At 60.3% G+C, this 26839-nt stretch carries 23 protein-coding genes; 7 read left to right on the forward strand and 16 right to left on the reverse strand.

Annotated features, from left to right (window positions below):
• Positions 1-3: 3 nt before the first annotated feature.
• The 16 genes from ACN0SO_RS03020 to eutB form a co-directional block, all read right to left on the reverse strand.
• Positions 4-744 carry a cysteine hydrolase family protein gene (locus tag ACN0SO_RS03020; RefSeq protein WP_417674373.1) on the reverse strand — a complete coding sequence of 247 codons (741 nt, stop codon included), beginning with the start codon at positions 742-744 and terminating at the stop codon, positions 4-6.
• Positions 745-750: 6 nt separating this feature from the next.
• The gene (locus ACN0SO_RS03025) at positions 751-1770 is read right to left on the reverse strand and encodes a formamidase (RefSeq protein WP_417674375.1); all 1020 of its coding nucleotides are present in this window, start codon (positions 1768-1770) and stop codon (positions 751-753) included.
• An 11-nt stretch (positions 1771-1781) separates the two neighbouring features.
• Positions 1782-2705 carry an ABC transporter permease gene (locus ACN0SO_RS03030; RefSeq protein WP_417674377.1) on the reverse strand — a complete coding sequence of 308 codons (924 nt, stop codon included), beginning with the start codon at positions 2703-2705 and terminating at the stop codon, positions 1782-1784.
• Between the two features lie 2 nt (positions 2706-2707).
• Positions 2708-3823, reverse strand: coding sequence for an ABC transporter permease (locus tag ACN0SO_RS03035; RefSeq protein WP_417674379.1), 1116 nt, complete (start codon positions 3821-3823; stop codon positions 2708-2710).
• Positions 3824-3915: 92 nt separating this feature from the next.
• Positions 3916-5028: a BMP family ABC transporter substrate-binding protein gene (locus tag ACN0SO_RS03040; RefSeq protein WP_417674381.1), complete on the reverse strand. Its 1113-nt coding sequence runs from the start codon at positions 5026-5028 to the stop codon at positions 3916-3918.
• A 312-nt stretch (positions 5029-5340) separates the two neighbouring features.
• Positions 5341-6186, reverse strand: coding sequence for a 3,4-dihydroxyphenylacetate 2,3-dioxygenase (gene hpaD, locus ACN0SO_RS03045; protein ID WP_417674383.1), 846 nt, complete (start codon positions 6184-6186; stop codon positions 5341-5343).
• Between the two features lie 167 nt (positions 6187-6353).
• On the reverse strand, positions 6354-7580 hold the full coding sequence (locus ACN0SO_RS03050; protein ID WP_417674385.1) for a M24 family metallopeptidase: 1227 nt from the start codon (positions 7578-7580) through the stop codon (positions 6354-6356).
• A 170-nt stretch (positions 7581-7750) separates the two neighbouring features.
• Positions 7751-8605, reverse strand: a complete 855-nt coding sequence (locus ACN0SO_RS03055; RefSeq protein ID WP_417674387.1) for an ABC transporter permease — start codon at positions 8603-8605, stop codon at positions 7751-7753.
• 10 nt (positions 8606-8615) lie between these two features.
• Positions 8616-9875 carry an ABC transporter permease subunit gene (locus ACN0SO_RS03060; RefSeq protein ID WP_417674389.1) on the reverse strand — a complete coding sequence of 420 codons (1260 nt, stop codon included), beginning with the start codon at positions 9873-9875 and terminating at the stop codon, positions 8616-8618.
• Positions 9876-9952: 77 nt separating this feature from the next.
• Complete coding sequence (locus ACN0SO_RS03065; RefSeq protein ID WP_417674391.1) at positions 9953-11053, reverse strand: extracellular solute-binding protein; 1101 nt, start codon at positions 11051-11053, stop codon at positions 9953-9955.
• 85 nt (positions 11054-11138) lie between these two features.
• Positions 11139-12233: an ABC transporter ATP-binding protein gene (locus ACN0SO_RS03070; protein ID WP_417674393.1), complete on the reverse strand. Its 1095-nt coding sequence runs from the start codon at positions 12231-12233 to the stop codon at positions 11139-11141.
• A gap of 370 nt (positions 12234-12603) precedes the next feature.
• On the reverse strand, positions 12604-13974 hold the full coding sequence (locus tag ACN0SO_RS03075) for an aspartate aminotransferase family protein (protein ID WP_417674395.1): 1371 nt from the start codon (positions 13972-13974) through the stop codon (positions 12604-12606).
• 51 nt (positions 13975-14025) lie between these two features.
• A complete protein-coding gene (locus tag ACN0SO_RS03080) occupies positions 14026-15516 on the reverse strand; it encodes an NAD-dependent succinate-semialdehyde dehydrogenase (RefSeq protein ID WP_417674397.1) in 1491 nt (496 codons plus the stop codon).
• A gap of 117 nt (positions 15517-15633) precedes the next feature.
• Entirely contained in the window at positions 15634-16155 is a 522-nt protein-coding gene (locus ACN0SO_RS03085; protein WP_417674399.1) for an Lrp/AsnC family transcriptional regulator, read from the reverse strand.
• Between the two features lie 25 nt (positions 16156-16180).
• Positions 16181-17176, reverse strand: coding sequence for a cyclodeaminase (locus tag ACN0SO_RS03090; protein ID WP_417674401.1), 996 nt, complete (start codon positions 17174-17176; stop codon positions 16181-16183).
• Positions 17166-18173: a hydroxyectoine utilization dehydratase EutB gene (gene eutB / locus ACN0SO_RS03095; RefSeq protein WP_417674403.1), complete on the reverse strand. Its 1008-nt coding sequence runs from the start codon at positions 18171-18173 to the stop codon at positions 17166-17168. Before eutB ends, ACN0SO_RS03090 begins: the two co-directional genes overlap by 11 nt.
• A 171-nt stretch (positions 18174-18344) precedes the next feature.
• Between eutB and ACN0SO_RS03100 the strand changes: the two genes are divergently transcribed.
• The 7 genes from ACN0SO_RS03100 to ACN0SO_RS03130 all read left to right on the forward strand — a co-directional run bounded on the left by ACN0SO_RS03100 (position 18345) and on the right by ACN0SO_RS03130 (position 26782).
• Positions 18345-19529, forward strand: coding sequence for a M24 family metallopeptidase (locus ACN0SO_RS03100; RefSeq protein WP_417674405.1), 1185 nt, complete (start codon positions 18345-18347; stop codon positions 19527-19529).
• Positions 19530-19542: 13 nt separating this feature from the next.
• Entirely contained in the window at positions 19543-20712 is a 1170-nt protein-coding gene (argE, locus tag ACN0SO_RS03105; RefSeq protein WP_417674407.1) for an acetylornithine deacetylase, read from the forward strand.
• Entirely contained in the window at positions 20709-21410 is a 702-nt protein-coding gene (locus tag ACN0SO_RS03110; protein WP_417674409.1) for a GntR family transcriptional regulator, read from the forward strand. The genes argE and ACN0SO_RS03110 overlap by 4 nt, the downstream gene beginning before the upstream one ends.
• Positions 21411-21549: 139 nt before the next feature.
• Entirely contained in the window at positions 21550-23301 is a 1752-nt protein-coding gene (acsA, locus tag ACN0SO_RS03115) for an acetate--CoA ligase (protein WP_417674411.1), read from the forward strand.
• A complete protein-coding gene (gene pdhA / locus ACN0SO_RS03120) occupies positions 23298-25325 on the forward strand; it encodes a pyruvate dehydrogenase (acetyl-transferring) E1 component subunit alpha (protein WP_417674413.1) in 2028 nt (675 codons plus the stop codon). The genes acsA and pdhA overlap by 4 nt, the downstream gene beginning before the upstream one ends.
• Positions 25326-25328: 3 nt before the next feature.
• Positions 25329-26540 carry a dihydrolipoamide acetyltransferase family protein gene (locus ACN0SO_RS03125; RefSeq protein WP_417674415.1) on the forward strand — a complete coding sequence of 404 codons (1212 nt, stop codon included), beginning with the start codon at positions 25329-25331 and terminating at the stop codon, positions 26538-26540.
• Entirely contained in the window at positions 26537-26782 is a 246-nt protein-coding gene (locus ACN0SO_RS03130; RefSeq protein ID WP_417674417.1) for an acyl carrier protein, read from the forward strand. The genes ACN0SO_RS03125 and ACN0SO_RS03130 overlap by 4 nt, the downstream gene beginning before the upstream one ends.
• Positions 26783-26839 lie beyond the last annotated feature (57 nt).

Raw genomic sequence — 26839 nt, forward strand, 5'->3', positions numbered from 1 at the left:
GGATCAGTTCCCCGTTTCCGTGTTCTTCATTCCCGCCAGGAAAGTGGCGCTGTCCGCCACCGCCCCGAAGACGCCGCCCTGCATGGTGACCATCTTCAACGCCGCATCGTGGTTGCCCCTGTCGGTGGCGCCGCAGCAGTCGGACAGGATCAGGCACTCGAAGCCCCGGTCATTGGCCTCGCGCATGGTGGTATGGACGCAGACATCGGTCGTGATCCCGGTCAGGACGATGTTGCGGATGCCCCGTGTGTGCAGCATCAGTTCCAGATCGGTTGCGCAGAACGAGCCCTTACCCGGCTTGTCTATGACCGGTTCCCCGGGAAGCGGTGCCAGTTCGGGAATGATCTCCCAGCCCGGTTCCCCGCGTACCAGGATCTTGCCGCAGGGGCCAGGATCGCCGATGCCGGCGCCGATCCGTTGCGACCGCCAGCGCTTGTTGGCGGGGAGGTCCGCCAGATCCGGCCGGTGGCCTTCGCGCGTATGGATGATGTGGTAGCCTTGTGCCCGCATGGCGGCGAGCACATTCCTGATCGGCTCGATCGGCGCGCGGGTCAGCGACAGGTCGTAACCCATCGCATCCACATAGCCGCCCTTGCCGCAGAAGTCGGTCTGCATATCGATAATGATCAGTGCCGTATTCTCAGGCCGCAGATCTCCGTCGTAAGGCCAGGGATAGGGATTGGCGGCAACCGGGCCTTCGCGCAAGGTCACAGCTTCACCGGTCTTGATGTCGACAACGCTCATGACAGGTTACTCCGCTGCATCGCTCATGGCCTTTTCACCGTACACGCGTGTCGGGGCGTCGAAGCCGCAGGAGGTGCCGTCCGTGTGCACCACCTCGTCTTCCCACGGCAGTCGGTATTTGCCAGCGGCGAGGTCGGTCATATAGGTGTAGGGGCAGTCCTGCGCGCCACCCTTGACGGCCACATAACCGCGGTGGCCGAACTGGTAGATGTTGTTCTCGACACCCCAGTTGACCCGCGCTTCCCGGACCAGGTCCGGACGGACTTCCGCGGTGATGATCTCGTTCGCCCGGCCGCTGGTGCCGTGCGCGATGATCGATCCGTCGAAATTGACGATCATGCCTTCGCCCATGCTGTCAAATGTTCCGTCGGTGCCGCACATGCACACGTTGGCGGTCACCATCAGGTTGCAGAATGCGTTGGATTGATTGGTGAACTTCCAGGAGTCGCGGATCGGCGCGGTATAGCCCGCCGTCCGGATCATGATTTCAGCACCCTTGTAGGCGCATTCGCGTGCCATTTCCGGGAACATGCCATCGTGGCAGATGATCAGCGCGATCTTCGAACCCTTCGGGCCTTCGATGACCGGAATGCCCTGGTCGCCCGGTTCCCACGGTTCGACCGGAACCCAGGGGTGCATCTTGCGATAATAGAGTTTCAGCTCGCCCTTGTTGTCGATGATCAGGCCGGAATTGTAGGGCATGCCGCCGGGGTTCAGTTCCATGATGGAAAAACAGCCCCAGATGTCGTTGTCGATGCAGGCCTGCTTGAAGGCGGCGACCTCCGGCCCGTCGAGCGTACACATGATCGCCGGGTTGGTGTCCATGGACAGGCCGTGCAGGGCGTATTCAGGGAAGACGACCATATCCATCGACGCCATGTTGCGCCGGGCCTTGCCGACCATGTCGACGATGACCTGTGTCTGGGCTGCCAGTTCTATCTCGTTGGTCACGACCGGCAGCTGCAGCTGCACCATGCCGAGAACGACACCGTTCGGGGATTTGTTGAGGCCTCCAAGTCCGCTCATGGATCCGCTCCTTATTTGGTGATGGACAGTTCGCCCGGCGCGCCCTTCAGGGAGCGCTTGGGCGACGTGCTGGCGATCATGATCAAGAGGGTCATGATGTAGGGCGCCGCGTTGAAGAAGTGATAGCCGCGCGAGATGCCGATCGATTGCAGGGCCGGGCCGAGTGCGCCGGCTGCGCCGAAAAGAAGCGCGGCCAGGAAGCAGTAGAGCGGGTTCCAGCGGGCAAAGATCACCAGGGCGACCGCCATCAGGCCCTGGCCGGAAGACAGGCCCTCGGTCCAGCTGCCCGGATAATAGAGCGACAGGAACGAGCCGCCGACGCCGGCAAAGAAACCACCGACCATGGTGGAGAGCAGGCGCACCTGATTGACGTTGATGCCGAGCGCAAGGGCGGCGGGCGCGCTATCCCCGGTCGTACGCACCGTCAGGCCCCAGCGAGTATTTTTGAGCCCCCACCACAGGACGAAGGCGAGCACGATGCCCAGCAGGAACAGCGGATTGATTTCCAACGCTTGCTTCAGCGCCGGTGCGTCTGTCCAGAAGCCGAAGGAAATGGAGGGCAGGCGTGGCGCCTGCGGCTGGATATAGGCCTTGCCGAAGAAGAAGGCGAGGCCGGTGCCGAACAGCATCAGGGCAATGCCGATGGCGATGTCATTGACTTTCGGCAGCTTGCACAGATAGCCGTGGAGCGCGCCGAAACACGCGCCGCTCAAGCCCGCGACCAACACGCCCAGCCAGGGCGAACCCGTGTGATAGGAAATCGCGTATCCGGACATGGCGCCGAAGACCAGCGTGCCTTCGAGACCGAGATTGATCCGTCCGGATTTTTCCGTCAGCGTCTCGCCGAGGCTGACGAACAGAAACGGTGTGGAGACGCGGATCGCACCTGCGAACATGGCCATCAGAACCGTGGCAAGGGCAGAATCTTCGAACATGATCAGAGGTCTCCCCTGGACCGGAAGAACGGCAGCCGGCCGTAGAAGGTTTCAGACACCAGCAGCACCACGAAGATGAGTCCCTGAAGCACGAGAACAGTGGCATCGGGAAGATCCATGCGCCGCTGCACCAGGCCGCCTGAGGCCGCGATGCCGCCCAGGAAAATGGCGACCGGCACGATCACCAGCGGATTGTGGCGGGCGAGGAAGGACACCAGAATGCCGGTAAAGCCGTAACCGGCGATCAGCGAGGCATTGGCCTTGCCGTGAATGGCGGTAACCTCGAAGAAGCCGGCAAGACCGGCGCAGGCGCCGGCAATGGCGCAGGAAATCACCATCAGCTTTCCGACAGGCAGCCCCTGGGCCTGAGCCGCGCGCAGGTTGCCGCCGGTGATCCGGGCGGCAAAGCCGAACGTGGTGCGGTTCATTAGCAGATAGAGGAGAATGCAAAGCAGAATGCCGAAGACCAGACCCCAGTGAACATCGGTGCCGGGAATGGCGCCGATCATGTTGTCGCGCCCGATCGGCATGGTGGAGGGCTTGTTCGGATCGGACGGATCTCGCAGCAGGCCTTCCACGAAGAAGTTCAGGATCGAGACGGCGATATAAAACAGGAGCAGCGACGCGATGGTTTCATTGACCCCGCGATAGTGGCGCAGGGCGCCCACCAGGCCGATCCAGATGCCGCCTGCGATAATGGCTGCCAGGGCCATCACCGGCAGAAGAAGGAAAGAAGGCGCCCAAGGGATCATCGGGATGGCGATCGCGGCAGCCGCGAAGCCTCCGAGAACCAGAGCGCCTTCGCCGCCGATGATCACGAGACCCAACCGCGCGGGAATGGCGACGCAGAGGGCGGTGAAAATCAGCGGCGAAGACCGCACCAGCGTGTTCTGCCAGGAAAAGCTGGTGCCGAAGCCGCCGCGCCAGACCAGCGAGAAGAAGTCGGCCGGCGATTTGCCGAGAGCGAGAAGGAAGATGGAAAACAGCAGTCCGGAAACGATCAGCGCGAGGATCGGCATGATCACGAACTCGGAAGACCGCCGGAAACGGTCGAGTGTCTCAGCCAGGGCGCTGCCCTGTCCGGCCGCCAGTCTGTCCGCTTTGGTCGCATCGACCATGAGAATATCCCCGTTGCCCGTTTTCCTGTTCTGGCCTGATGTCCAAGGCCCTCACTCCGGCTCCCGGGCCGGGGTGAGGGCAGGGATGTGCCTCAGGTGATCGAACCGATCACGCCTTCGATCAGATAATCGGTCTGGTCGAGGGAGGGATCGTAGTTGTCGAGGCTCGCACCGGCGGCCAGCAGAGGCGTGCCGTCCTGTTTGTTGATCGGACCGGTGAAGATCGGTTTGCCGGCCTTCACATCCGCGCGGGCCGCGTCGGCTGCTGCAATCGCTGCTTCGGTCGCGCCGGCGCCGTAAGGCGTGCTCTGGACGAAGTCGACGTCGAAACCGCCGCCGGTAAAGTTCGGTAGGTTCTTTCCTTCCGCCAGATCGTTGGCGAACATCTTGTAGATGGTGGCCCACTTGTATTCGGCGCCGGTGATGAAGCCCTTCGGGGCGAGCGGAGCCTGGGAGGCATTGTGGCCGCAGCATTTGATGCCGCGGGATTCGGCGGTTTCGATCACCACCTTCGGGCCGTCTACGTGGCAGGTCAGCACATCGCAGCCGGCATCAACCAGGGCATTGGCGGCTTCGGCTTCACGCACCGGCATGGACCATTCGCCGGTAAAGATGACCTGGACGGTCGCATCCGGGTTGACCTTCTTTGCGCCCAGCAGGAACGAGTTGATGTTCCGCAGGACTGTACCAATCGGCTTGGCGGCGACGAAGCCGAGCTTGTTGGTGGTGGTGGAAAGACCTGCGGCAATGCCGTCGATGTAGTGGGCCTGATCGAGATAGCCGAAATAGCTGCCGGCGTTCTTCGGATCCGCGTCGGTCCAAAGGGGGGCTGCGTGGCGGAACTGCACATCCGGGTACTTTGCGGCGAGATCGAGAACGAACGGCTTGTAATAACCGAAGGAGGTGGCGAAGATCAGTTCGGCGCCGTCGAGGTTGATCATGGATTCCATCGACTTCTGAACGGCGATGGTTTCCGGCACGTTTTCCTCTTCCACCACGGTTACGCCGGGCACTTCCTTCAGCGCGGCGGCGGCGACTGCATGGGCCTGGTTCCAGCCGAAGTCGTCGCGCGGGCCGACATAGACGATGCCCACGGTCAGGCCGGCAGCGGACGCCAGGCGCGGCAGGCCGGCGGCGGAAAGACCGAGAAGACCGGCTGCGGATGATTTCAAGAGAGAACGGCGGTTGAGTTCGAATTTCGGCATGGTGCACCTCCTAAGGGACTGGAGCGGGGGAGCCGGAACAGCTCCGCCCACGGCCTCGTTAAGGAGTTAGCAACCCGTGTGCCAACCCGTTCACATCGATGGAACGGGTTGGCTAACTATCTGTAATTACGTTATGAAATTAAGCCAAGAAGACGTCTTATTACGTGGCCCTCACCAGAAATGTTCTCCCGCAAAAGCTAGATTGTATGCAATCTGGGACAAAGTGAATAATAAATAGGCAACATCTAAATGCGGGCAGACCTGCGGTGGCAGGCCTGTCTTGTTACGATGAACGGCAAGATCGCTATCTCTTCAAAGGTGAAACTCGACGTTGATCTGGCCGCTGCCGCTGCTCGGGAAATACTCGCAGAGCTGTTCGGCTTCGCCGGTGTAGGCGTCCCAGCCAAGGGCGGCGAACAGCATGATCGTATCGGCCATTCCGCCTTCGCCGTCGCATTTGACGGCATAGTCGGGCAGCATTTCAAGGAACTCCGGATAGCGGCGCTGGCGCCACAGATCGAGAACCAGCATGTCCACCTGCCGGTTGAATTCGCTGGAGATGGAATTCCAGGCATCGGGGCCGAGCTTCTTGTTCGGCCAGAGCTTGTGGGATAGGGATCCGCTGGCGAGGAGCACGGCCTTTTCTCCCGATTGTTCAACGGCTTCCCTGACCGCTTCGCCCACTTTGCGGATCTCGTCGAAGTCGGCGAACAGCGGGGTGGCGATCGAGACCACGGACTGGGCACCGTCGGCATTCATGTAGTGCATGGGCACGACGGTGCCGTATTCGAGGGCCAACGTCGGGACATGGTGGGAACGGATCTGCAGACCCTTGTCCGCCGCGCGGGCGGCGATGGCGTCGGCAAGTGCCGGATTGCCGGGAACGTCATACTGGAGGTCCTGGATCATGTGCGGCGCTTCGTGGCTGGTATAGGTGCCCTTGTGACGCGCATTGGCATTGATGTGGAAGCCGAAGTTCGACAGCCAGTGGGTGTCGAAGACGATATAGGTCGTGGCGCCGCGATCGCGGGCGCGATTGCCGATTTCGCGCAAGGACTTCATGGCCCCGTCGCGGCAGCCTTTCAACGGCCCTTCCATCTCCGACAACAGAATTGACGGAACATGTGTGATCTTGGCGGCCAGTATGATTTCGCCCATGACGTCCTCCCGGATAACGAACCCCTTATGCGTCGCGGTTAAGCGGCGATCCAATTAATTGCGATGTTAAATAAAGGTGGGCGACAGCGAATTGATCTAGATCATGTCGGCACGGATTCCGTTCCGATTGGCCGGAAAACCGCGTGGTTCTCCGGCCTGAAGCGGATTCAGGGTGCAACGATGTTGTGTTCCGGACCGAACGGGAAGCCGGTGATGTTCTCGGTGCCGGTTTCAGTGACGATCAGGATGTCATGTTCGCGATAGCCACCGGCACCGGGTTGGCCTTCCGGAACCATGATCATCGGCTCCATGGAGACGACCATGCCCGGTTCCAGAACCGTCTCCACATCCTCGCGCAGCTCCACGGATGCCTCACGTCCGTAGTAGTGGCTGAGAACACCGAAGGAATGGCCGTAACCGAAGCTGCGGTATTTCAGCAGATCGTGGCGGCGGTAAATGTCATTGAGTTCTGTGGCGATGTCACAGCAGCGCGTACCGGGCTTGATCAGGTCGAGCCCCGCACGATGGACGTCGCAGTTGATCTCCCAGAGCTTCAGGTGCGCGTCGGAGGCATGTTCGCAAAACAGGGTGCGTTCGAGGGCCGTATAGTAGCCGAAGATCATCGGAAAGCAGTTCAGGCTGAGGATATCGCCCGGTTCAATTTTTTTGTTTGTGACCGGGTTATGCGCGCCATCCGTGTTGATGCCCGACTGGAACCAGGTCCAGGTGTCCATCAGTTCCACGAACGGGAAGGAGCGGGCGATTTCGCGGATCATGGCGTTGGTGGAAGCAATCGCGACTTCGTGCTCGGCAACGCCGGACGCGACCGCTTCCACTGTGGCGCCGCCGCCGACATCGCAGATACGGGCGCCTTCGCGGATCAGGACATGTTCCTCCGCGCTCTTGATGGTTCTTTGGGCCATCACGCCGGCTGCGATATCGACCAGGTCCACCCCCGGCAGGGCGGCCTCCAGCTGTCCTTTCAGGTCGAGAGACACGTGGTCGAACTCGATACCGATCCGTTTGATCGACGGATTGGGCATCTTGAGCAGTGACTGGATCGCGAAGAAATAGTTGTCGCGGCGCCAGTCCGTATAGGTGAGGGCGTTGCCGTGGGTTCTCCGCCAGGGCTGGCCGCCGTCGATCCCCGCGGAGATGGTCGTGGCTTCAGTATCGGTAACCAGAAAACCGTATTTGCGGCCGAACGAACAATACAGGAAGCCTGAGAAGTAGCAGATGTTGTGGTAGGAGGTGAACAGGCAGGCATCAATCCGCTTTGCCTCCATCAGCTTGCGCAGCCTAGCCTGCCGGCCGTCCATTTCAGCAGCTGAAAAAGGCAGATAAGCCTTCTCGCCGTTTTCCATTTCATAGACGCGATCCATATCGGCACTCATTTCATTTTCTCCTTGCATTGGAGGCCAAACGGAAAACGGGCCGGCTTCTTGTAGAAGCCGGCCCGCCAGGCCTGATTGAAATTTGTTGTCTGCCAGAAAGATCGCTCCGCGATCATCCTCCGGTGACTGGCGTACCGTCACCGGCCTCTGTGAGGAACAGGAGCCGGGGGCTATCCCGGAGTAAGACCCCGCAGGCGCTCCGACCGCCGGCGAAGACCTTCCAGAACCGTCAGCAGCACGATGGAGATCGCCACCATGAGCGAGGCGACTGCAAGAATGGTCGGCGAAATCTGCTCTCGCAAACCGGTAAACATCTGCCAGGGCAGGGTTTTCTGCCCGGCGGATCCCAGGAACAGCACCACGACGACTTCGTCGAAGGAGGTGATGAAGGCGAACAGCGCCCCGGAGACGACGCCTGGAATGATCAGAGGCATCTGCACCTTGAAGAAGGTCGTGACCGGGTTGGCGCCCATGCTGGCGGCCGCCCGGACAAGGCTTCGGTCAAACCCGACAAGGGTTGCGGTCACCGTAATGATCACAAAGGGGGTACCAAGGGCCGCGTGCGCCATCACAACACCCCAGTAGGTCCCCTGAAGGCCGATACGGGAATAGAAGAAGTACATGCCCGCAGCCGAAATGATCAGCGGCACGATCATCGGCGAAATCAGCACGGCCATGATGGCCGAACGGTAGGGAACGTGGGACTGGGACAGTCCGATTGCCGCCAGCGTGCCGAAACTGGTTGCCAGGATTGTTGCCACCGGGGCGATCATGAACGAATTCGCCAGCGCCTGTTGCCAGTCCGGATTGGTGAAAAAGTCATGATAGTGCTTGAACGAATACCCGGCCGGGTCCAGTGCCAGCATCGCCTTGGTGAAGGTGAAGAAGTTTTCGGCGTTGAAGCTGAGCGGAATGATCACCAGGATCGGAAAGATCAGGAAGAAAAAGATCAGTCCGCAGATGACACGGAAGCCGTAGTACCAGGCGCGCTGGCCGGTGGAGGCGTATGCAGGAAGGTCACTCATCATCAGCCCCCTAACCGAGTTTCACGTTATCGATGCCCACGATCTTGTCGTAGACCACGAAGAGAAGCATAACCGCGGCAAGCAGCATCGTCCCGAGCGCTGCCGCGAGACCCCAGTTCAGCGAACTGGAAATGTGATAGGCGATCCGGTTGGAGATGAAGATGCCGCTCGTTCCACCGACGAGTTCGGGCGTGATGTAGTAGCCGATCGACAGAATGAAGACGAGCACGGCGCCGGCGCCGATACCGGGCACGGACTGCGGGAAATAAACCCGCCAGAATGCGGTCCAGTCTGTTGCCCCGAGGCTCTTGGCCGCGCGTACATAAGACGGAGAAATCGTCTTCATGACCGAATAGAGCGGCAGGATCATGAACGGCAGAAGGATATGGGTCATGGCGATGATCGTACCCGTCTGATTGTTGATCATGACCAGACGGTTGGCGTCGGAAATGACGCCGATCCAGACAAGGAAGTCATTGATGACGCCTTGTTGCTGCAGGAGGACCTTCCAGGCGGACGTTCGCACGAGCAGGGATGTCCAGAACGGCAGCAGCACGAGGATCATCAGGAGGTTGGATGTTCTGAGCGGCAGGGCGGCGAGAATAAACGCGATCGGATAACCGAGCAGGAGGCAGGAGAGCGTAATGACGATCGACAGGAAAAGGGTTCTTCCGAACAGGAACAGATAAACCTGTTCCTTCTCCGGCTTCATCTGCAATCCGTCCGCGGTCCGTTCCGCATCGACCGCCGCAAGGAAATACCCGTCCGTATAGCGTGGCGAGAACTGTTTCAGCGTTTGCCAGGTTTCGAGCGTGCCCCAATCCTTGTCGATCTTGATGAACTGTTCCTTGTAGTTTCCGTCGTCCATCCTTTTGACACGTCGGCCGGTCTTGCGGAACAGGCTGGACATGCCGGATTCTTCGTAATTCAACCGCGAGCCGAGGCGGGTGTGGGTCTTCTCCTTGACCGCGACGCTGAGGTCGTCGGCAAGGGCCGCGAAGACGTCCTCGTCCGGTATCTTGCCTGATGACGGATCCCAGGTCGCCAAGGCCTGAACCGTCTTGGGCAACGTATCGGCAACGATGCCGTTTTCCACTGACCGGAAAAGCATGTCCACGATCGGAGCCACGAAGGTGATCATGACGAATATCAGCAGTGGTGCGATCAACAGGAGCGCGCGCATCTTTTCGCGGCGCAGAGCCTTCCGAAGGCTGGCCTTCAAGGGCCGTCCGTCCTGCGTCGTCAGAACTGTTTGTGTGGCTTCGCTCATTGGACTACCGGTTCCGGTTTTTCAATCAGATGAATGGACGGGGCCGACTTCGGCCCCGTCCTGCGTCGGGGAATGGCTTACTGAGCCAGCCAAGCCTGGAACTTGGCGTCGATGTCGTCGCGGTAATCCGCCCACCATTCGTAGTTATAAAGGAAGGTGTTCTTGGCGTTTGCCGGGTCGGTCGGCATGTGCGGAGCCATGTCGATGCCGAGGGTGGCGTGCTCGCCAACCAGCGGTGCCGACGACTTGCGTGCCGGGCCATAGGAGATGTACTTGGCCTGGTCGGCAAGGCGCTGCGTATCGGTCGCGAACTTGACGAACTCCTTGACCATGGCCAGACGGTCTTCCGGCAGGCCGGCCGGGATGATCCAGCCGTCGAGATCGAACACCTGGGCGTCCCAGAGCATTGCGACCGGCTGCTTCTGCTCTTCGATCAGAGAGAAAAGACGACCGTTGTAGGTGGAACCGATCACGACTTCCTTGTCGGCGAGCAGCTGCGGCGTTTCAGCACCGGCAGACCACCACACGACCTGGTCCTTGATGGTGTCGAGCTTCTTGAAGGCGCGGGCCTGACCTTCTTCGGTTTCCAGAACGTCATAAACTTCGTCCTTGGCAACGCCATCGCACAGAAGAGCCCACTCCATGTTGTTGATCGGGCGCTTTTCGAGAGACCGCTTGCCGGGGAAGGCTTCCAGGTCGAACACGTCGCAGATGTCGTCGGGCGTCTTGCCGCCCCATTCGTCCACATCGGTGCGATAGCCGAAGGTGGTGGAGTAAACGATCTGCGGAATGAAGCATTCCGAAACCAGAAGGTCGCCGAAGTCTTCGGATGCGGGCGTGCCGTCCGGAGCTGCGGCAAGATCCTTGTCCGGATCGATCGGCATGGCCAGGCCTTCGTCGCAAAGACGGATGGCATCGGAAGCGACCACGTCAACGAGATCCCAGGTGATGTTCCCGGCTTCGTTCATGGCACGCAGCTTGGCCACGGCTTCGTTGGACGACTCGTCCCAGATCACGTTGATGTCCGGATGCATCTTTACATACGGATCAGCGTAGGCGGCTTTCTGCGACGCCTGGTACGCACCACCCCAAGACACGACGGTCATGTCTTCAGCCATTGCGGCGGTGCTGAACAGGGCCAGTGCGGACCCTGCAAGAATTGCTGTTTTGAGCTTCATAGATATAGCTCCCTCTTTCTGGTTATGAACGGGATTTCCCCGTCTTCTCACCCGGGCAGGCACGCGGAGTGCCTTGCCAGTGATTTCATGCAACGGCGTCGAGCGCCTTGCAGTCGTGAAGCGCCCAGCCGATCGGGACGATGTCCCCGGTTCCCAGCTTGCGCTTTTCGCCCCGGTTTCTGACCTTGACGACGAATTCGTCATTGCCGGCGACATCCATGCGTACGCGGATATGGTCGCCGAGATAGATGAGTTCTTTGATCTTGCCCTTGACGAGATTGTCCATCTGGTCGCTCGGCTCGAACTCCACGCGTTCAGGACGCAGCGAAATCGTCGTCCTGTCGCCGACGGCGTTGACATTGACCTTGTCGGCCTTCAGCCGAGTGCCGTCGTCGAGTTCGACCAGGCATTCGCTGCCGTTGATTTCGACGACTTTCCCGCTCAGCTTGTTGTTTTCGCCGATGAACTGGGCCACGAACGAGTTTTGCGGGTCCTCGTAAAGCGAGTCCGGCGTGGACAGCTGCTGAATGATGCCGTCATTGAACACGGCAACCCGGTCGGACATCGTCAGCGCTTCGGTCTGGTCGTGGGTGACGTAGACGACCGTGACGCCGAGATTTTCATGGATGTGCTTGATCTCGTATTGCATCTGCTCGCGCAGCTGCTTGTCGAGCGCGCCGAGGGGTTCGTCCATCAGGACGAGTTCGGGATCAAACACCAGCGCGCGGGCAACTGCCACACGTTGCTGCTGCCCACCGGACAACTGGGCCGGGCGTCGGTTGCCGAAGTCTCCGAGCTCCACCATTTCGAGGGCACGTTTGACTTTTTCTTCCTGCTCGGCCTTGCCCATATTCCGCACCTGAAGCGGAAACGCCAGGTTTTCGGCAACGCTCATATGCGGGAAAAGGGCGTAGTTCTGGAAGACCATGCCGATTCCACGCTTGTGCGGCGGAACATTGTTGATCGGTCGATCGTTCAGGAAGATCTCGCCGTGGGTTGCGGGCTCGAATCCTGCCAGCATCATCAGGCAGGTCGTCTTCCCTGACCCGGAGGGACCGAGCATCGTAAGAAACTCGCCCGGTGGGATGTCCAGATTAAGATTCTTAACGACCAGAGTTTCCCCGTCGTAGCTCTTCTGGACGTTTTCGTAGCGTACTGCCGCGCCCCGGTTATCCGCCATGCTGTCCCCAAGTTCTGACTTATACTTCTTTTATCATCAAAACCGTCCGGCACCCGATCCCTTGATGGGTAACTGTTGATGCCGTTCGGTTAAGTCTGCGAAAGAAAAACAAAATCTGTGCGAGAAGGGAAGGGGTGTGGAGGAAAAAAATGAGTATTTTTTACCCTTCGCTGCTGCAAAATTTAGCTTGAGGCTGTTTTCGGGGAAAAATTTGTTCAACGCAAAAAGGCCGGAACCGCGAAGGCGGTTACCGACTGAAAAAGATCTTCCGGAAGCGGTCGGCAGTTGGTTCAGCCGACAGCTTCCATTGTGGACATTTCGTCCGTTCGGGCAGGTCGGGCCGGTTTCAAACCGATCCGAGCACCCGTCGTTATTTCAAGACCGCCGCTACTGCCTGCCTGGTCGCGTCGACGACCCGGTCGAGTTCGTTCTCAGTGATGCAAAGCGGCGGTGCGAAGCCCAGGATGTCGCCCTGTGGCATGGCGCGGCCAATGACCCCTTGCGCCAGCAACGCTGACGAAATCTGCGCGCCGACCTTTTGGGCGGGATCGAAATAGGCCCTGCCGGCACGGTCTTCGACGAATTCCAGCGCGCACATCAGCCCTTCGCCTCGGATGTCGCCGACATGGGCATGATCCTGGAAGGCGTCGGTGAGTGCCGCCTTGAAGTAGGCACCGGCTTTGGCCGCGTTTCCGACCAGCCCGAGCTTGTCGATCAATTCGAGATTCGCGACACCCGCGGCTGCACCAATCGGATGAGCCGAATAGGTCCAGCCATGGCCGATCGGGCCGTATTCATCCGTGCCTTTCTCAAGGACCGTCCAGACCTTGTCGGAGACGATGGAGCCGGAAAGCGGCGCATATGCGGAGGTGAGGCCCTTGGCAATCGTGATGATGTCCGGTGTCATGCGGTAATGATCGGACCCGAACATGCTGCCCAGGCGTCCGAAGCCGGTCACGACCTCATCGGCAATCAGCAGAATGTCGTGTTTTTTCAGAATCGGTTGAATTGCTTCCCAGTAACCAGATGGAGGCGGGACGATGCCGCCCGTTCCCAGAACCGGCTCGCCGATGAAGGCGGCGATGGTGTCGCCACCCTCGCGCTCGATCAGGGCCTCCAGTTCGGCCGCGCAATAGGCAACGAAGTCGCTCTCCGACATGGAAAGGTCATCGCGCCGAAAATAATCGGGTGCGACGGTGTGCAGGACCGTGGACAAGGGCAGATCGAACTTCTTGTGAAACAATTCCAGTCCGGTCAGCGAGCCGGTCATCAGCCCGGAGCCGTGATAGCCGCGCCAGCGGGAGATAATTTTCTTTTTCTCCGGGCGGCCGAGAATATTGTTGTAGTACCAGACCAGCTTGATGTTGGTCTCATTGGCATCGGATCCGCCCAGCCCGAAATAGACCTTGGACATGTGCTCCGGCGCCCGGTCCATGATCATTTTCGCAAGGGTTATGGAGGCTTCCGTGCCGTGCCCGACGTAGGCGTGATAATAGGCCAGTTCACGGGCCTGTTCTGCAATCGCGTCGGCAATTTCGGTGCGGCCATAGCCGACGTTCACGCAATAGAGGCCTGCAAACGCATCAAGCAGCCGGTTGCCGTCCCGGTCTTCGATAAAGACGCCGGAGCCGCCGGTGACAACCCGGTTCGGACTCTCTCCACGCGCGTGCTGGGCAAGATGCGTTGAAGGATGGAAAAAACTCGATCTGTCCCATTCGTCGAGCCTGTCATTCTTCAACATCGGACTTCCTTTCATACATGATCAACGTTCAATGGCTGGTTTCGTTCCCGTTCACGCCCAGTCGCGGCAGACGTATTTCACGTCCATGAAGGCTTCCATGCCAAAACGGGCGCCTTCGCGCCCGAGGCCGGACTGCTTCATTCCGCCGAACGGAATCGGCGCGCCGGTGACCTTGGTTCGGTTGACCGCGACCATGCCGTAGGCAAGCTTGCGGCTCGCCCGGTAGATCCGGCGCGGATCCGTCGTATGAAGATAGGCGATCAGGCCGTACTCGGTGTCGTTTGCGATCCGGAGGGCTTCATCTTCACCTTCGAAGGAGGCGATGGCTGCGACCGGTCCGAAGGTTTCTTCCCGCATGATCAGGGCGTCGGGGGGAACGTCCGCGACCACCGTCGGTTCGAAGAACAGGGATCCGGCCGGGTGGCGTTTGCCACCGGTCAGAAGTCTGGCTCCGCGGGCGAGCGCATCCTGAACATGCGCTTCCTGTTTTTCGACAGCACGTTCGTTGATCATGGGACCAATATCGCTGTCGTTCATTCCCGGGCCCGTCGTCAGAGCGGCGGTGCGTTTTGCAAAAGCGTCACAAAAGGCGTCATAGACGGGACGCTCGACGAATATCCGGTTGGCGGCGAGGCAATCCTGGCCGGAGGTGGCAAACTTGGCCGAAACCGCTTGTTCGACGGCCTTGTCCAGGTCTGCATCGGCAAAGACCAGCATCGGCGCATGGCCGCCAAGTTCCAGAACCAGGCGTTTGATCGTGTCCGCGCTGTTGCGGTAGAGCAGGCGGCCGACTTCGGTGGAGCCGGTAAAGGACAACGCGCGGACGCGCGGATCTTCGGTCCACGGTGTTACGATTTCCGGCGCCGCCCCCGGCAGGACGTTGAAGACGCCCGGCGGGAAGCCGGCCTGATCGGCAAGCTCGGCAAGGGCAAGGGCGGAAAACGGGGTTTCCGCCGAAGGGTGAACCAGGACGGTGCAACCGGCCGCAAGCGCTGCCGCGGCCTTCCGGGTAATCATGGCACAGGGGAAATTCCACGGTGTGACCAGAGCCGCGACGCCGACCGGTTCGCGCCACACTTCCATTTCCGCATCCGGAAGATGAGAGGTAACGCCCTCGATATTCGGGCGCTTGGCTTCCTCGGCATAGAAGGAAACGAACGAGGCGGCGTAATCGATCTCGCCACGGGATTCGGACAGCGGTTTTCCCTGCTCGCGGGTCATGATGATGGCAAGGTCCTCCCGGTTCTCCAGGATCAGGTCATGCCACCTCACCAGATACCGCGCGCGGTCCTGAGGCAGAAGGGACGCCCAGGGCTGGAAGGCCTTGTCGGCACATTCAACAGCCTCGGCACTTTGGTTGGCTGAGAGTTTCGCGACATCGCCGAGCCATGCGCCGTCTGCCGGGTCGGTGACCGGGAAATTGGCCTGGGTATCCGACTCCAGCCACCGGCCGTTCACATAACCGAACTGCCTGATCAGGTGGCGATTGCCGATCTGGGCAAAAAGAGATTTGCAAAGAGGTGCGTCTTCAACGGTTTGCACGGCGCTCTTTCCCTGTTTGGTTCGAGTTAAAGCCTACCGGGAGGAGCGAAGAAGAATTGTTCGAATTTGAGGAGCTTTGCAGACGAATTGACTGAAGAGTCGCCTTGTCGGCTAGGATCATTCTGTTTCCCCGGTGACGGCTTCTCCGGCGTTCGTGGCAATTGCCGGAGCGAGCAGGTCCAGGGGGAGGGAGGTTCCGGTTTTCACCGCCTTCGTCATGACATAGGTGAAATAGCGCACCACGCCGAGCCCCTGGTCGAGGAGGTCGTCGATGAGCCGCTGATACGTATCGATATCGCGGGTGACGATCTGCAGAAGGTAATCGAGGCCACCGCCGATTGCCCAGCAGGCGGTTATCTCGTCGCGATCGCGAATGGCCTGTTCGAACCTCTGGAAATATTCCGCCCGGTGATGTTCCAGTTCGATGGTGACGAAAACCGTGACGTGAGGCGCAACCTGCTTGAGGGAGATCCGGGCGTGATAACCTTCGATAATGCCGGCCTTCTCGAGCCGTTCGAGGCGTTTCCAGCACGGACTGGGGCTCAGGTTGATTTTCTTGGCGAGATCCGCCTTGGAAATGCGGGCCTCATTCGCCAGCACTTTCAGGATTTGAAGATCCCGGTCGTCCAATTTGAGCATCGGATTCAGACCTTAAATATCCGGATCAAACCGATAGGGTGGTGCCGGTATCCGTCCCCGCCAGACGGCGCCGGACGTAGGTGGCGATTGCGGTATCCTGAACGCCGGTCCCGGTCAGATCGCAGACAGTTATGTCATCGTCTCCTCGGCGGCCTGGATGCTTTCCGCTGACGACATCGCCAAGTTCAACGACGGAACTTTGATCCTGAACGGCACCGGCGGCAAGAGCGCTTCTAAGTTCTCCGAGCAATTCGCATTGGGCAATCCGGTCGCAGACGACGAGGTCTGACCGTCGAAGGGCGTTCGGGTCGATTTCATTCTTGCCCTCCTGATCGGAGCCCATGGCGGTGATATGCAGGCCCGGGTGCAGCCAATCGGCGGACAGGATCGGCTCCGTTGCCGGTGTTGTGGTAACCACCAATTGGCTCAGCGAAACGAGCCTTTCCGGGTCTTCGACCGCTTCAACCGGGACACCGAGGCTCTTGGTGAGGTCCGTTGCTGCGGCTTTCGCTTTGTCCGGGTCCCGGCCCCAGACGAGGGCCTTATCAAAGGGGCGGACGAGATGAGCAGCCTGCAACTGGAGACGCGCCTGAACGCCGGTCCCCATGACGCCTGCGGTCTTGACGACTTTCGGAGCAAGTTGTCGCGCGGCGACGGCGCCGGCTGCGGCCGTGCGGACGTCGGTGAGATACCCGTTGTCGAGGAACATGGCTTCCACCAGACCGGTCTTCGCCGAAAACAGGATCATCAGTCCGTTGAGGCTCGGCAGACCGATCGACGGATTGTCGAAGAAGCCGGGACTGACCTTGATCGCAAAGCCGTCGAAGCCCGGTACATAGGCGGTCTTCACATCGACTTCCGCATTGGCGTCCTTGAGTGCCATGGAGAGAACCGGAGGCATCACGACCTTGCCCGTCGATAGCAGGCCGAAAGCCTTTTCAATACAATCGACGGCCGCCAGATCCAGATGAACCACCTGGCGCAGTTCCGTTTCGGTCAGGATTTTCATGTCATGCGTCATAGGGGCTGCCCTGCACGGTGGTGTCGCCGAGTTGCACCGGTCGACCGCTGATCACGTTGGTAAACTGGGCCATGTCCACATTGCGCCCGGTCACGATGGTGGCAACCGATCCCTTGGGGGCCGGCAGCTTGTCCGCCAGGAGAGCGGCAATGCCGACGACACTGGCTCCCTCGGCGACATGGCTGTCTTCAAAATAAAGCGTTTGCAGGGCCAGGTAGATCTCTTCTTCGGTTACCAGCACGATCTCATCCAGCAAGGCTCTGCAGAGGTCGAAGGAGAGTTTGTTTTTGAGGCCGATGCCGCCGCCAAGCGAGTCGGCCAGGCTGGCAACTTCGGTGATCTCCACCGGTCGTCCTGCCTTGATGGACGCGTCCATCGCTGCACCCCGGTCCATGGATATGCCAATGACCCGGATATCCGGATTAATCGCCTTGGCCGCCAGTGCCGCGCCACCGGCAAGCCCGCCGCCGGACAGGGGAACAAGCAACATGTCCAGATCCGGGCGGTCCTGGAGCATTTCGAGTCCGGTGGTGCCCTGGCCACTGATCACATGCCTGTCGTCAAAGGGCGAGATGTCGACGAAACCTTCCGCCTTACAAAGGCGCAGGCACTCGGCCATGGCATCGTCCTGGCTCGTGCCGACGATCCTCACCTCCGCGCCGAGTGCCCGGATCCGGTCGACTTTATTCTGCGGAACGAGCGACGACATGCAGATGGTCGCCTTGATGCCCTGTTGCCGCGCGGCATAGGCGACGCCCCGCCCGTGATTGCCGGTGGAACAGCAGGTGACCGCCTTGGTGCCTGCGGGCGCGTTCAGGATGGCGTTGGTGGCGCCGCGCAACTTGAAGGCGCCGGTCGGCTGCATGGTTTCCATCTTGAGAAGAAACGGCACGCCGGCTTTCTCCGTGAGGAAGGCCGAAGGGATCAACGGCGTCCGGACGACCTGACCGGCTATGGTCTGTTGTGCGGCGAACACATCGGCCAGCGACAGGGACATGCGTCGTATTTCCTCTTCCGGGAGCGGGCGTTGAAATGGGGTGGTATCGTGTTGTGTACAACATTGCATAAAATGGATTACGGTCAACGGGTAAACGCGAATATTGCTTGCGTAAAACTCGTTTTGGAGGAACTGTTGTGCACAATATCGGTGTTTTGGAGATGACCGACCATGCCAGCGAATGATTTGCCGTTCAGCGGCGCCGAATACGACCGCCGTATCGCCAAGGTCCGCAAGGAGATGGAACGTCGCGATATCGACGTTCTTTTTATCGAGGACCCGTCAAACATGGCCTGGGTCACCGGTTATGACGGTTGGTCGTTCTACGTCCATCAGGGGGTTTTGGTATTTCATGACGAGGACCCGATCTGGTGGGGTCGCAGTCAGGATGCCAATGGCGCGCTCAGGACGGTCTGGATGGCGCCGGAGCGGGTCGCCAGATATGCCGACAAATACATCCAGTCGAGCCAGCTGCACCCGATGGAAACCCTCGCCGCCATTCTTCGCGACAAGGGCTATGCCGGAAAGCGGATCGGCGTCGAGCTGGAAAACTACTATTTCTCAGCCAAGGCGTATTTGACCCTCACCGAAGAGCTTCCGGACGCCACCTTTGTCGATGCCACTGCTCTGGTGAACTGGCAGCGCACGGTGAAGTCGGAAGAGGAGATCACCTATATCCGCAAGGCGGCACGGATTTCGGAAAAGATCATCGATGGGATCGTCGCACGGGTCGAACCGGGCGTTCGCAAGGTCGATGTGGTTGCCGAAATCTACGCCGATGCCGTACGCGGCCTGGACGACGCCTGGGGGGATTATCCGGCCATCGTGCCGCTTCTGCCCAGCGGCGCCGATGCGGCTGCCCCGCATCTGACCTGGGATGGCCGGCTGCTCGAAAGGGGGGAGGCGACGTTCTTCGAAATTTCCGGCTGTCATCGCCGTTATCACGCCCCTCTCTGCCGGACGATCTTTCTCGGAAAGCCGCCGCAATTCATGAAGGATGCGGAGGCTGCGCTGGTAGAGGGCTTGGAAGCCGGGCTTGAAGCGGCTGTTGCCGGCAACAGGGCGGGCGATATCGCACGCGCCCTGGCAAAGCCGCTGGAAGCCGCCGGGATCGAGCGTAGCTCCCGGGCCGGGTATCCGATCGGCCTGTCCTATCCGCCCGACTGGGGCGAACGCACGATTTCGATCCGGACCGAAGACGAGACGATCCTCGAGCCTGGAATGACCTTCCATTTCATGCCGGGCCTCTGGATGGACGACTGGGGGCTCGAGATCACCGAGAGCATACTGATCAGGGAGCAGGGACCGGCGGAATGTTTCTGCTCCAAGCCTCGCAAGCTCTACGTGAAAGACTGACGGTGGCGCTATCATGAGCCTGATCAATGAGACGATCCAGATCCTGGACCGCCTGATCGCCTTTCCGACTGTGTCCTCCGACAGCAACCTGGAACTGATCGTCTACGCCTCGGAATTGTTGGAACACCACGGGTTCCGAACAACGGTCTCGCGAGACGACACCGGCAAGAAGGCCAATCTGTTTGCCACGCTCGGCCCGGACGCGCCCGATGGCATCGTCTTGTCGGGCCATACGGATGTCGTCCCGGCAGATGCTGCGGACTGGACCTCGGAGCCCTTCAGGCTCCGCCAGGAGGGCGATCTGCTGTTCGGCAGGGGCACTTGCGACATGAAAGGTTTCATCGCCACCGTCCTGGCGATGGCCCCGCACTATGCGGCGTTGACCCTTCAGCGGCCCCTGCATGTGGCCCTTACCTACGACGAGGAAACCGGCTGCTTCGGAGCCCGCCACCTGGTGGAGGAACTGAAAGCCCAGGACATCCGGCCTTCGGTTGCCATCATCGGTGAGCCGACTTCCATGCGGGTCATCGAGGGGCACAAGGGGTGTTACGAGTATACCACCTGTTTTCACGGCACGGACGGGCACGGCTCCGATCCGGACAAGGGCGTCAATGCCATTCACTATGCTGTTCGTTTCATGACCCGTCTCATGGAACTGGGCGAAACGGTAAAGGCGGGCGCGCAATTCTCAAACGAGCGCTACCAGCCGCCATGGACGACCGTTCAGGTCGGCCGGATCGAAGGCGGCAAGGCGCGGAATGTGATTGCGCGCAACTGTTCCGTGGAATGGGAAATGCGGCCGGTGCAGCACGCGGATGCCACCCTGATCAAGGAGGCGCTCGAAGACTATTGCCGGACGCAGCTTTTACCGGAGATGCAGGCGGTTTCAGCGGACGCGCGCATTGTTACCGAAATCATCGGTGAGGTGGCCGGGCTGGAAGTCATGTCGGACAACGAGGCCCGGGATATCGTCTGCAAACTGACCGGGTCCGAGCTGTGCGACGTCGTGGCGTTCGGAACCGAAGCGGGCCTGTTCCAGTCCCTTGGCATGTCGGTCGTTGTCTGCGGTCCGGGCTCGATCGCCCAGGCTCACCAGCCGGATGAGTATGTCAGCATCAGCCAGCTCCAGTCCTGCCTGGAGATGTTGCACGGTCTCTCAGCAACCCTGGAGCGGCGCGCATGACATCGTCCGATGAACTGGCAGCCGCGCTTGAAAAGGCAAACGGCGCCCAGGAACGGTTCGAGATCATGTACGACACGCTGCGCGAGCGGATCAGCATGTCGGATTATCCGCCCGGCATGCGGCTCAGCGAAGAAGCGCTCGCAGCCGAGTTCGGGGTTAGCCGCAGCCCCTTGCGCAAGGCGCTCAAGATCCTGGAAGCGGATGGTCTGCTGCAGTCGGTCCAGGGCGTCGGAACGATCGTGACCGATGTCGATCTGGATGAATTGACCCAGGTTTACCAGTTGCGCATGGAACTCAACGAACTGGTCGGTCGTCTCTCCCCGAAACATCCCGACGCGACGGCCCTGGCACGGTTCGAGGAGCTTAGGAAACGGGCCGAAGCACTATGCTCCGAGCCGGACATGAAAGTGTTCGCCAGACTGAATATCGATTTCTTTCATGCCTTCATGCGCCTGACCGACAATCAGCCTTTGGTGGAAGTCTCCGAGCGGCTGTTTTACCAGACCTGCCGGATCTGGTTGAAAATGATCCCCATGATGGATTTTGCCGAAGAGGTGGCCATATTCGCCGGAGAAATCGCCGCGATCACCGAAGCGGTGCGGCTGGGTGATACGGAAGCCGCCGGTCACATTCGCAGGGCGCATCTGTCCATGGGCTTCACCCGCCTGAAAAGCCACGCTCGCCAACAAACCTTGTAGCCTTTCGGTCGGATGAGAAAACGGTGGCGCCGGAAAGACGGTCCGGCACACCATTGATCCACGTCATATCGACAGACAATGTCTCCCGTTACGCTTTCCGAACGCCAATCTGCAACTTGCAGGGAAGGGCCGGGAGGAAATGGCTCGGGAGATCATCCGCAAGGATCCGGCATATGCCGCCATGGCGAATATGCCGGACTACGATACGGAACGTGCGTCCTTCAGTTGGGAGGCCGCTCGGGCAGCGCTCGACGGACTGCCGGGCGGCAAGCTCAATATCGCTCATGAAGCGCTCGACCGGCATCTCAAGAACGGCGATGCGGATAAAACCGCCTTGCGCTGGATTTCCAAGGAAGGCGAACCGACCGATTTTAGCTATCGGGATCTGATCGGCCAGACGGCCCGTTTCGCCAATGTTCTCAGATCGATCGGCGTGAATAAGGGCGAGCGGGTTTACTCGCTGCTCGGCCGCGTACCCGAACTCTACATCGCGGCCCTTGGAACGCTCAAAGCCGGCAGCGTGTTTTGTCCGATGTTTTCCGCCTTTGGCCCGGAGCCGATTCATTCCCGCATGGAAATCGGGGGTGGCAAGGTGCTCGTCACAACCAAGGCGCTCTACCGCCGCAAGGTCGCCGGCATCCGCGACCGCCTGCCGGAACTGATGGACGTGCTGCTCATCGATGGCGACGGAAGTATCGAAGGAACCCGAAACCTTACCGAGCTGATGCAGGATGCATCGCCGGACTTCCTGACGGAACCGATGGATCCGGAGGATATGGCGCTGCTGCATTTTACCAGCGGCACCACCGGCAAACCCAAGGGGGCAGTCCATGTGCACGGTGCCGTCGTCGCACACAAGACGACCGGCCGGATCGCCCTCGATCTGAGGCCTGAGGACACGTTCTGGTGCACGGCCGATCCGGGCTGGGTGACCGGCACCTCCTACGGCATCATCGCGCCGTTGACGATCGGCGCCACCATGATCGTCGATCAGGCCGAATTCGACGCCGAACGCTGGTACCGGATCCTGGAAGAGGACAAGGTCACGGTCTGGTACACGGCGCCGACCGCGATCCGCATGCTGATGAAGGCGGGCGCGGACATGGCCAGGACGCGCGATCTCTCTCGCATTCGCTTCATGGCTAGTGTCGGTGAGCCGCTCAACCCGGAAGCCGTCGTGTGGAGCAACGAGGTCTTCGGCATGCCGTTCCACGACAACTGGTGGCAGACTGAGACCGGCGGCATCATGATCGCCAATTATGCGTCCATGGACGTCAAGCCCGGCTCCATGGGCAAGCCCTTGCCGGGAATCGAGGCCGGCATCGTCGCCCGGCAGGACGGCGGAGTGAAGGCGGTCGACGATCCGATGGTGATCGGAGAACTGGCACTGAAGCCCGGTTGGCCGTCGATGATGCGCGCCTATCTCCATGAGCAGGCCCGTTACGAGAAATGCTTTGTCAGTGGCTGGTATCTGACCGGCGACCTCGCCATGCGGGATACGGACGGCTATTTCTGGTTTGTCGGCCGTGCAGACGACGTCATCAAGAGTTCCGGCCACCTGATCGGCCCGTTCGAGGTCGAAAGCGCGCTGATGGAACATGAAGCCGTCGCCGAGGTCGGCGTGATCGGCATTCCGGATGAAACCGCGGGCGAAATCGTCAAGGCCTATGTGGCCCTGAAACCGGGGTTTGAAGAAAGCGATGACCTGCGTCTGGACCTGATCGGCCATGCGCGCAAGCGGCTCGGTCCGGCTGTCGCGCCGAAGGAAATCGCTTTCCGCACCAATCTGCCCAAGACCCGCAGCGGCAAGATCATGCGCAGGCTGTTGAAAGCCCGCGAACTCGGCCTTCCCGAAGGCGATATCTCCACCCTGGAGAGCGATGAAAAATGATTGAGTCCGGCACGACAGCAGATCTAAAAAAGGACCTGAAACCGCACCTGACCCGCGAGCACGCCCATGGTCTGCTAAAGGCCATGATCCGCATCCGGCGCTTCGAGGATAAATGCGCGGAACTCTATACCCGGGAAAAGATCCGCGGTTTCCTGCATCTCTATGACGGCGAGGAGGCAATCGCAGCCGGCGTCATCCCGGTCCTGACCGAGAACGATCGGCTGGTCGCCACCTATCGCGAACACGGCCATGCCCTGGTACGCGGTCTGCCGATGAAAGAAGTCATGGCCGAGATGTACGGCAAGGCAGAGGGCTCTTCCGGCGGCCGGGGCGGCTCCATGCACCTGTTCAGTGCCGCGGCCAATTTCTGCGGCGGCAATGCCATCGTCGGAGGCGGCCTGCCGCTTGCCGTCGGTCTGGGCCTTGCCGACAGGATGCGGAACGAGGGGCGGGTGACCGCCTGTTTCTTCGGCGAAGGGGCCGTTGCCGAAGGCGAGTTCCATGAAAGCATGAACCTTGCCTCCCTGTGGCAGCTTCCGGTTCTGTTTGTCTGCGAGAACAACGGTTATGCCATGGGGTCTGCTCTGGCCCGCACGGAATCGGAAACCGATATCCACGCCAAAGCCGCCAGTTATGCGGTCCAAAGTGAAGTGGTCGACGGCATGGATATCGTCGCCGTCGAGGCCGCCGCCCGCCGGGCCCTGGCCACGATCCGGGAAACCGGAAAGCCGTTTTTCCTGGAATGCCGGACCTATCGTTTTCGTGCCCATTCCATGTTCGACGCCCAGCTCTACCGTGAAAAAAGCGAGGTCGAGGATTGGCGCAAGAAGGGTCCGATCCTGCGGTTCCAGACCTGGCTGGAGCAGACCGGCATGTTGCATGCGCAAGATCTGGAGCAGATCGAGGCAGACGTTGCCGCTGAAATCGACGAAGCGGTGGCCTTTTCCGAGGCCGGAACGCTCGAGCCGGTCGAGGATCTGACCCGATATGTCATGGCGCCGGAGAAGCCGGAGCCGCCGGTGGCGCCTGAGCTATCGGGCGAGACTGTCACCACCACCTACCGCGAGGCGATGAAGACGGCAATTTCAGACGCCTTGAAGCGCGATGACCGGGTCTTCCTGATGGGCGAGGATGTCGGCGCCTATGGTGGTTGTTATGCGGTCAGCAACGGACTGTTCGATGAATTCGGGCCGGAGCGGATCCGTGACACGCCCTTGTCGGAGTCCGGCTTTACCGGCGCCGGGATTGGAGCAGCGATTGCCGGTATGCGCCCGATCGTCGAGGTGATGACGGTCAATTTCTCGCTGCTTGCAATTGACCAGATCCTGAACACGGCGGCTACCTTCCGGCACATGTCCAACAACCAGTTCGGCGTGCCGGTTGTGATCCGAATGGCAACCGGGGCGGGCAAACAACTTGCCGCCCAGCATTCCCATTCGCTGGAAGGCTGGTACGCGCATATTCCGGGGATCCGGGTTTTGGCGCCTGCAACTCTTGAGGACGCCCGCGGCATGCTCTGGACCGCGCTGGAGGACCCGGATCCGGTGCTGATTTTCGAGAATGTCATGCTCTATAACAGGGAAGGCGAGCTTGCCGCCAATGCCGGGCCGGTCGACATCGACAAGGCTGTCGTGCGACGGGAAGGGGGCGACGTGACACTGATCACCTACGGCGGTTCCCTCTACAAGACCCTTGAGGCCGCCGAGGAACTGGCGAAGGCCGGAATCGATTCCGAGGTTATCGATCTTAGGTCCCTGCGTCCGCTCGACATGGAAACGGTGCTGGCGTCGGTCGGCAAGACCCATCGCGCGTTGATCGTCGACGAAGGCTGGCAGACCGGCAGCATCTCTGCCGAGATCGGTATGCAGATCGCTGAAAAAGCGTTCTACGACCTTGATGCGCCGCTCGCCCGCATCTGCAGCGCGGAAGTGCCGATCCCCTACGCCCATCACCTGGAACAGGCAGCAATTCCACAGGTCGACAAGATCATTGCCGCGGCACGCGCCCTCTTTGGAGGAGCGTGAACGATGGCTGCGTTCGTCATGCCTTCCCTGGGCTCCGACATGGATGCCGGCACCCTTGTCGAATGGCTCAAGAAACCAGGCGACGAGGTTCATCGCGGCGACATTGTAGCCGTTGTGGAAACCCAGAAAGGCGCAATCGAGATCGAATCCTTCCAGGAAGGGATCCTGACCGGCTATCTGACCGATCTCGGCAAGAAGGTCCCGGTCGGAACGCCACTTGCCGTCATAAAGGAAGAAGGCGAGTTCGATCCGAACGACGAAACGCTGCTGACAGGTCAGGTACCCATCGCCGAAACGCCTACCGCTCCAGCCAAAAAACCGGTCGCCGCGGCCGAAGTTCAAGCCGAGGAGGCGCTTTCTTCGGCGGGAGTGCGAGTGAAAATCTCGCCGGCAGCAGGGCGGCTTGCACAGACCTCGGGCATTGATCCGTCGACACTGACCGGAACGGGGCCGCAAGGCTCGATTGTCCTTGCCGATGTCATGGCTCGGCTGGAACAGAAGCCGGGTCCGGTGTTTCCGGCGGCAAAGGCGGTCCGCGAAGGCGGTGAGCAACTGACCGGCATGCGCGCGGCTATAGCCGCTGCCATGGCGCATTCCAAGCGGGATATTCCCCATTACTATCTGAGCCAGACGGTCGATCTGACCGATGCGGAACAGTACGTCGCCAAGGTGAATGCCGACCGGCCACCGGAGAACCGGCTGCTGTTGGGAGCGTTGTTCGTCAAGGCCGTTGCAGTGGCATGCCGCAAGTTCCCGGAATTCAACGGCCATTTCGAGGAGGGGGTGTTTCACGCTTCCGAAGCTGTTCACGCCGGGATGGCCATCAATATCCGCGGCGGCGGGCTGGTGGCACCAGCGATCCATCAGGCCGAAACCCTTGACCTCGATATTTTGATGGACAAGATGCGCGATCTGGTGGCCCGTGTGCGGGCAGGGCAGTTCCGGGCCGCCGAACTCTCCGATCCGACGATCACGGTTTCGAGCCTGGGCGATCGCGGTGTCGAAGCGCTCTACGGGGTCATTTATCCGCCCCAGGTCGCCATCGTCGGATTTGGAACACCTGTCCTGCGGCCCTGGCAACAGGATGGCGAGGTGGCGCTCAAGCGGGTCGTCACCCTGACCCTTGCCGCCGATCACCGGGTCAGCGACGGCCACAGCGGCGCGCGGTTCCTGAATGCCATAGAAAAGCATCTGCATAAACCGGAGGAGCTATGACCCGCGAGGAAATAGAAGCCGTGCTGCGCGCGGAAATGCACAAAATCGCGCCGGATATCGAGATCGACGAAATCGATCGCCAGGAGGATTTGCGCGACGAATTCGATATCGATTCCATGGACTTCCAGAACCTGGTCGGGGCCTTGTCCAAACGGCTCGGCATCGCCATGCCGGAAACCGACTACGGCCAAATGGGATCCTTTGATGCTATGCTGGACTATCTGACGGACCATGTCGGCTGATCATCTGCAGGATTGATTACGGTCAATGCCCGGCCGCCACAGCGGGAACAGATTTGA

This window comes from Roseibium sp., assembly GCF_048260565.1.
Classification (GTDB): domain Bacteria; phylum Pseudomonadota; class Alphaproteobacteria; order Rhizobiales; family Stappiaceae; genus Roseibium.